This is a genomic window from Actinosynnema sp. NPDC059797 (assembly GCF_042732085.1).
In the GTDB taxonomy this organism is placed as follows: domain Bacteria; phylum Actinomycetota; class Actinomycetes; order Mycobacteriales; family Pseudonocardiaceae; genus Actinosynnema.
The window spans coordinates 1-7792 of record NZ_JBHWIE010000337.1; the positions used below are offsets into that span (position 1 = coordinate 1).

General features: G+C 73.3%; 4 protein-coding genes. 1 reads left to right on the forward strand and 3 read right to left on the reverse strand.

Annotation, left to right across the window (positions count from 1 at the left end; translation table 11 throughout):
• Together ACFV4N_RS36350 and ACFV4N_RS36355 are read right to left on the reverse strand one after the other, a co-directional pair.
• The coding region (locus ACFV4N_RS36350) for a non-ribosomal peptide synthetase (RefSeq protein WP_499677204.1) at positions 1 to 2855 on the reverse strand (2855 nt) is incomplete at its 3' end.
• Between the two features lie 142 nt (positions 2856 to 2997).
• A complete protein-coding gene (locus tag ACFV4N_RS36355; protein WP_499677205.1) occupies positions 2998 to 3213 on the reverse strand; it encodes an MbtH family protein in 216 nt (71 codons plus the stop codon).
• A gap of 327 nt (positions 3214 to 3540) precedes the next feature.
• Here ACFV4N_RS36355 and ACFV4N_RS36360 point away from each other — a divergent pair, with 327 nt between their 5' ends.
• On the forward strand, positions 3541 to 7221 hold the full coding sequence (locus ACFV4N_RS36360) for a wHTH domain-containing protein (RefSeq protein WP_499677206.1): 3681 nt from the start codon (positions 3541 to 3543) through the stop codon (positions 7219 to 7221).
• A 3-nt stretch (positions 7222 to 7224) separates the two neighbouring features.
• On the opposite strand, the gene ACFV4N_RS36365 is transcribed toward ACFV4N_RS36360, so the two are convergent.
• A partial coding sequence (locus ACFV4N_RS36365) for an SDR family NAD(P)-dependent oxidoreductase (RefSeq protein WP_499677207.1) occupies positions 7225 to 7792 on the reverse strand: 568 nt, incomplete at its 5' end.

Here is a 7792-nt window from a genome sequence, read left to right on the forward strand (position 1 = left end):
TCCGACGAGGGGGGAGTTCGGCCCGCGCCCCGCGCGCCCGGGGCGCGGACCGAACGCAGCGCCGCCCGGTCCACCTTGCCGCTGCGGTTCAGCGGCAGCTCCGGCAGCGGCACGTACCGCGCCGGGCACAGGTAGGCGGGCAGTCGTTCCGCGACGTGCGCCCGCACCCGGTCCACGTCCAGCGGACCGGAGGGCACCACGTACGCCACCAGGTGCCGGGCGTCGCCGTCGCCGACCGGCAGCACGGCCGCCGCGCCGATGCCGGCGTGCTCCCGCAGCACGGCCTCGACCTCGGCCGGCTCGACCAGGAAACCGCGCACCTTCACCTGCTGGTCCGCGCGGCCCAGGAACTCCAGCACGCCGTCCGGCCGCCACCGCGCCAGGTCGCCGGTCCGGTACAGCCGCTGCCCCGGCCGCTCGGCGAACGGGTCGGGCACGAACTTCGCCGCGGTCAGGCCGGGCGCGGCCCAGTACCCGCGCGCCACCCCGTGACCACCGGTGTACAGCTCGCCGGGCACGCCGACCGGCACCGGCCGCATCTCCTCGTCCAGCACGTACACCGTGCTGGACGGCACCGGCGCGCCGATCGGCACGGTGGCGCCGACCCCGTCGGCGGAGGTCATCACGTGGCACGAGGTGAAGGTCGTGTTCTCCGTCGGCCCGTACCCGTTGACCACCGGCTTGCCGCCGCGCGCCCGGAGGGCCGCGCGCACCGCGTCCGGCGCGAGCACGTCACCGCCGGCCAGCAGCTGCTCGACGTCCGCGAGCAGGTCCGGGCCCAGCGCGTGGAACAGCCCGGCGGTCAGCCACAGCACGCTCACCCGGTGCTCGCGCAGCAACCCGGCCAGCACCGCCGGCTCCACCGGGCCCTCCGGCGCGGGCACCACCCGGCCGCCGGTCAGCAGCGCGCCCCACACCTCCAGCGTGGTCAGGTCGAACGCGGTCGCCGACAGGTGCAGGAAGGTCTGCCCGGGGCCGAACCGGGCGAACGACGGCCGGGTCACCAGCCGCACCACGCCCCGGTGCGGTACCGCGACGCCCTTGGGCCTGCCGGTGGAGCCGGAGGTGTAGTTGACGTAGGCGACGCCCAGCGGGTGTGCCGGGACCGCCCGGAACACCGGGGACCGCGCCCCGAGGTCCACTTCGGACAGCACCACGCCGGCCACGCCCCCGGGCAGCGGGCGCGGCCGGTCGGTCACCACCAGCGGCGTGCCGGACTCCCGCAGCGCCACCGCGTCCCGCGCCGCCGGGTTCGCCGGGTCCAGCGGCAGGTACGCCGCGCCGGTCTTGAGCACCGCGAGTATCGCGGTGACCAGGTCCGCGCCGCGCGGCAGCGCCAACCCCACCGGCCGGTCCGGCACCGCGCCCCGCTCGACCAGCACGTGCGCCAGCCGGTTGGACCGCTCGTCCAGCTCCGCGTAGCTCAGCCAGCGCTCGCCGTCGAACACCGCGTCCGCGCCCGGCCGCACCCGCACCTGCTCGGCGAACAGCGCGGTCGCGGTCGCGGACTCGTCGAGGTCGACCGCGGTGTCGTTCCACTCGCGCAGGACGCGCCGCAGCTCGTCGCCGCGCGGCCCGGTCAGCTCCCGCACCGCCCGGCCGGGGTCCTCGGCCATGCCCGCGAGCAGGTCGCGCACCCGCGCCAGCAGCGCGTCGGCGGCCCAGTCCGGGAAGCGGCCGGTGTCGTGGATGAGCTGGAGGCTCAGGCGGGGTTCGGCGAAGGCGTACAGCGTCATGGCGTAGCCGGGGGTGCGCAGGATGCGCACCCGTCTGCCGGGCGGCGACGAGGGCCGCGCGGCCAGCACCGTGTTGATCTCCTGGTGCTCGAACAGCACCAGGCTGCCCATCAGCGGCGCGTCGTGGCCCGCGGCGCGCTGGATCGCCGGCAGTGGGCACAGCTGGTGGTCCCGCGCCGCGACCGAGCGCTCCCGCACCGACCGCAGCCAGTCGGCCACCGACGCGTCCCGGTCCACCGGCAGCCGCAGCGGCACGGTGGCCAGCAGCAGGCCCAGCATGTCCCGCGCGCCCTCGACCGTGCCGTGCCGGGCCGCGCGGGTCACCCCGAAGACCGCCTCGTCGCGCCGCGCGTGCACGGCCAGCAGCAGCCCCCACGCGGCCAGCACGACGGTGTTCACCGTGACGCCCGCGCCGTCGGCCAGCGCGCGCACCGCCGCGCTCTCCGCGTCGGTCAGCTCGGCGCCCGCCGTGGCCATCACCGGCGTGCCCGGCCCGGCGTGCTCCAGCGGCAGCGGCCCGGGTGCGGGCAGGCCGGACAGCTCGTCGGCCCAGAACCGCTCCTCGGCGATCCGCGCGGACGCGGGCCGGGCGTCGTACCAGCGGGCGTAGTCGGCGAAGTCCGGGCGCTCCGGGAACTCCAGCGCGCCACCCGCGCGGCGGGCCGCGTAGTCGTCGTCGACCTCGCCCAGCAGCATGGCCAGCGACCGCCCGTCGAGGATCGCGTGGTGGAAGGTCACCACCACCACGTCACCGGGCAGCGCCACCACCCGCAGCGGCGGCCCGGAGACCGGGTCCACCCCCGAGCGCCGGTCGGCGGCCAGGAACGCGTCGAGGTCGGTCGCCGAACCGTCGAACCGCACCGGGACGTCCTCGGCCGGGCCGGCCCACTGCTCCATGCCGCCGTCGGCCCGCCAGGCGAACCGGGTGCGCAACAACGGGTGGCGCTCCACCGCCGCCCGCCACGCCGCGAGGTAGGCGTCGGTGTCCAGCCCGTTCGGCCAGTGCTGGACGCACTGGATCACATCCGTCCCGGCCGACGGGTCCCGCAACCCGGCCGCGATCATCCCGCTCTGCAACGGCAGCGCGGGCGCGAGCCGCGTTAACGATTCCGTGTGCACCAATACCTCCCCGGCTGATGTGTTTCCCGCGCACACCCGAAGGGGCCACCGGGAATACCCGGCGGCCGAATCGCGCGCAGCGGCGTTCGCCCCGTTCACGTGGACGGGGGGTGATTTTTCGAGAGGTCGGGCGGGAGCGCCCTCAGCCGGACTGGGCGGCGAGGTGCTCCCGGACGCTGCGCGGCCGCATGTCGGTCCAGACCTGGTCGATGTGGGCGAGGCACTCGTCGCGCGCGCCCCTGGTGCCCTCGGCCCGCCACCCCGGCGGGAGGTCCCGGTCGGCGAACCAGATCGAGTACTGCTCCTCGTCGTTGATGACGACGAGGAATTCGCGGTAATCCGCGTTGTCGGTGCTCATGGTGGTACTCCTGCCCTTGGCGGATGTGGGCGGGTTGATGTGGGTGGCAACGCTACGCGTCCGGATATGGCCCATGAAATCCACTGAACGGTCGAACCGGTCATAGGGAATGACCCGCGTGGGTTATCAACCTTTCTTATCGTCGGTAGCAGGGCGTGTCCGAGCGGTTACCGTTCTTTTTCCTGTGCGGTTCGCGAAACTTTTGCAACCGACAGTGTCGTCCGAAAGTAGTCACTTCCGTTGGGCCGATCAGACTGCCTGAATCGACTTCTGCCGTTCTCGCGGTCGACCGTGCACGCAGGGTGACGCGGGCGCTATGGTCCCGCCGTGAGCGGCGGCGGGGTGCACAACGAGTTCAGCGGCGAGGCGCGGGGTCCCGTGCTGCAGATCGGCTCGGTCAACTACCACCTGCCACCACCGGCGCCCGCGGAGCCCACCGACCCGTGGATGGCGGCGGTGGCGCGGTCGGAGGCCTGGAACCACGTGCGGGCCCCGGGCGACCTGCGCGACCAGGCCGTGGCGGTGGCCGGCCGGTTGGCCGCGCTGCGCCCCGAGCCCGCCTCCGACCCCTGGCACGACGCCGGCCTCGCGGAGCGCTTCACCAAGCGCGTCGGCTGGCTGCTCAGGCACAGGCTCGGCGACGCGCTGGTCCTCGACCCGGCCGAGGCCGTGCTGCTGACCCTCGTGCCGCTGCTGCACCAGGTGCTGTGGGACCGGGCCGCCGCCGACCTGAGCGCCGTCGACCCGACGGACCTCGCCCAGACCGGAGCGACGGACGGCGACCGCGCCGGTTACGAACGACACCTCCGCGACCACTCGCGCCTGGTCGACCGCGCCCTGCTGCCGGACCTGCCCGACCGTTCCGACGCCCGGGCGGACATCGGGTGGTGGCTGTTCCACCGGTGGGTCAGGCAGCGCGCGGAGGTCGTCAAGCGCAAGTCCGTGGGCGACCTGCTCGCACGCGTCGATGCCGGCCCCCTGGCCGAGGTCCTGGACGTCGATGTCGTCCGGGAACTGCTCTACGGCTTGCGCCTGGGTCCGCAGGCGCTCTGCGGCCCCCAACGCCTCGGCCAGTTCGCGCCCTACCGCACCCTCCACGGCGGGGAGCCGGACGAACAGCGGATCCGGGAATCCCTGCTCGGTCTACTTCTGGGCGTCGCGCACACCGCCACGACACCGATCACCGACCTCTCCGAGACCATCGTCCAGCACCTCGGCATCCCGGCCCCCGTTGATCTGGAGCGCCTGCACGACACCCTGGCGAGGGCCACCTGGGAAACCCAGGCCGACGGCCTGGTGCTCAAGGCCGTGTGCCAGCACGCGGCAGTCATCGAAGCGCTCAGGGAGCAGGCCGCCCGCATGGACGTCCTGCTGCACGCGGTCCGGAACGCGGCCGCGAAGCACGCGGGCCTGGAAGTGCTGGCGCGGCTGCCCGTGCGGGCGTCGGCGGATCAGGTGAACGCCGCCCGCGACGCTGACAACGTGCTCGAGTTCAGCGGCTGGAGCCGGTTCACCCTCGACGAGCAGCGCGTGCGCGAACTGCTGATGGGGGAGCAGCTCTACCGCGACCGCAACCTCGCGGTCCGCGAGCTGTACCAGAACGCCCTGGACGCCTGCCGCTACCGCCGCGCGCGGGAGCAGTACCTCGAACGCACCACCGACCGCCGGTCGTCGTGGGAAGGGCGCATCGCCTTCACCCAGGGCGTCGACGAGCACGGCCGCGCCTACCTCGACTGCGCCGACAACGGCGTGGGCATGGGGGAGTCGGAGCTCAAGGACGTGTTCTCCCGGGCCGGCGCCCGATTCGCGGACCTGCCGGAGTTCCGCGACGAGCAGGCCGACTGGCACGCCCTCGACCCGCCGGTGGAGCTGCACCCGAACAGCCGCTTCGGCATCGGGGTGCTCAGCTACTTCATGCTGGCCGACGAGATCACCGTGACCACGTGCCGCATGGCGCGGGACGGCGTCCGCCGCGAACCGACCCTGCGCGCCGTCATCTCCGGGCCAGGGCACCTGTTCAAGATCCAAACGGTCGAGGACCACAGGGGACCGGGCACGACCGTCCGGCTCTACCTGCGCGGAGGCGGCGCGACCTCCTGCGTGCAGGTGCTGCGCCGGGTCTTGGGCATCGCCGAATTCCGCACCTCGGCCCAGCAGGGACCCGAACGGGAGGAGTGGGAGCCGGGTGCGTTCCGCTCGCGCAGGAGACCCACCTGGCAGACCGAGGGGCTGAACGCCCACGGTGAGCTCGTCCCGGCCGTGGACGGCCGAGTGATCTGGTGCGAGCACGGCGGCGCGGTCCTGGTGGACGGCTTGCACGTCGAGCCGGGACATCGGCACGGCGTCTTCGCCGATCCCACGTCCGAGGGAGCGTTCACAGGGGCGGTCGTGAACCTGACCGGTGAATTCGCCCCCAGGTTGTCGGTCGACCGCACGAAGGTGGTCGACGACGTGTCCGACCGCGTCGAGACCCTGCTCGTCCGCGGCGTCGACGAGTTGCTCCGCTCCCGGTTGGCCTCCCTGGAGTGGACCAGCCGAGTGGCCTGGAACACGCCTCGGCTGGCCGATCTGGTCGTCACCCGAAGGGGGTTCGGCGAGACCGGCACGAGCTTCCCCCAGGACGTCAACCTGATCGCGCAGGATCACCGGCTCCCCACGTGGAGCCAGTTGCCGGAGATGCTCCGACCGACGAACGGCATGGGACTGGCCGACCACGTCTACCTGTGGCGCCTGCTGGCGAACAGGCCGAACAGGACGTTGGACTCCTTCGTCGCCCTGGTGCCCGAACTCGCCGACGTCGGCCCGGTCCTGCCCGCCGTGCCGTCCGACGCGGCCCTGCTCGCCAACATCTGGCCGCACACGCTCCTGTGGGAGCAGCCCACCGAACCGATCACCCCGCACGAAATCCTGGAGGTCGCCCGGGAAACCGGTGCCACCCCGAGGGAGACCGCCCTCCGCGCCGCGGCCCTGAACCTCGGTCGACCGGAAGCGGACCGCTTCTCCGACAGCAGGGTGCCCGACCTCGTCGACCTCGCCCTGGTGAAGAACCGGTCCGGCGGCGCGTTCGAGCAACCGCAGCCCTCGATGCGCGCTTCCCCCGGGCAGGTCCTCCACGCCCATTTCGACCTCGGTCTGACGTTGCCCGAGGTGAGGCGACGCCTGGCGCGGTACGGCTTCGACGTCGGCGCCGTCGACGAACTCCCCGAGGCCGTGGCGGAAGCGGACGTCTCGTTGCTGAGTCGATGGCCCGGCGACCACGACAGCGAGTGGCTGTCGACGGACTTCCCCATTCCGTTCGCGCAGGTGGTCTGGGCCGGACAGGTCCTCCACCTCGGCGTCGACCCGGTGCGGGACCGGCTGGAGCGCTACGGGTTCGTCGTCCAGGACGATCCGGCGCCCCGCGACGACCTCGACCTCCTGCTGCTCAGCCGGAACGCGAACGGGCAGGCTCCTTGGCTCGACCGGACCCAGTCGGTGCCGCCCGGCCAGGTGGTGTCCACGGCGGTCGAACTGGACCTGTCGCTGAGCGCGGTGGTCGAGAGGCTGGTCCGGCACGGCTTCCGGTGCCGGACCCCGCTCGTCGGCCACCCGGTCGGCGGTGACGAGGTGCTGTTGTCGCGCGACCTCGACGGCGGGTCGCCGTGGCTGGACGCGGACCAACCGGTGCGGCCGCACCACGTCGCCCTGTTCCACCGGGTCAGCGGTGTTCCCCCGCGCGAAGCACTGCGCAGGTTGGCCGGCTACGGCCTGCGCCTCGCACCCGGCGCCGAGGTGACCGAGGTGAGCGTGGAGGAGACGCGGCTGCTGTCGACGGGCTTCGACGGCCAGCGCCCGTTCCTGCTCGGCCGCGAGGAGTCCGTCAACCTCGCCCACCTGGTCGAGGCGGCGGCGAAGTTCTCGATGACCGTCACCGAGGTGGCCGACCACCTGCGTCGCCTCGGCGTGGACGTGCCCGAACCGGCCGCCATGATCCGCGCCGCGATCCCCAAGATCCCCCTCGCCCGATGACCCCTACGGCACGATCGAGTCCACGTACCCGCCGTCCACCCGCACCGCCGCCCCGGTCGTCGCCGACGCCGGCGGCGAAGCCAGGTACACGCACAGGTTCGCGATCTCCTCCGGCTCGATCAACCGCCCCAGCAGCGACTGCGGCCGGTGCAGGCGCATGAACTCCCGCTGCGCCTCCTCCCACGGCAGCGACCGGTCCACCAGCTCGTACACGAAGTCCTCGACGCCGCCGGTGTGGGTGGGCCCGGCGAGCACGCAGTTCACCGTCACCCCGCTGCCCGCCGCCTCCTTGGCGAACCCGCGCGACACCCCCAGCAGCGCCGTCTTCGACACGCCGTAGTGGATCATCTCCGCCGGGATCACCACGGCCGAGTCGCTGGCGATGTACTGCACCCGGCCCCAGCCGCGCTCGCGCATCCCCGGCAGGTACGTCCTGGTCAGCCGCACCGCCGCCAGCACGTTCACCTCGAAGTACCGCCGCCACTCGTCGTCGGTGATGTCGAGGGCCGGGCGCGAGCCGAAGATGCCCACGTTGTTGACCAGGACGTCGACCACCGGCAGGGCGTCGGCC

Coding starts and splice junctions, on each gene's coding strand:
- ACFV4N_RS36355 (WP_499677205.1), bottom strand. CDS start 3,213: ATGAGCACCGACAACGCGGATTACCGCGAATTCCTCGTCGTCATCAAC.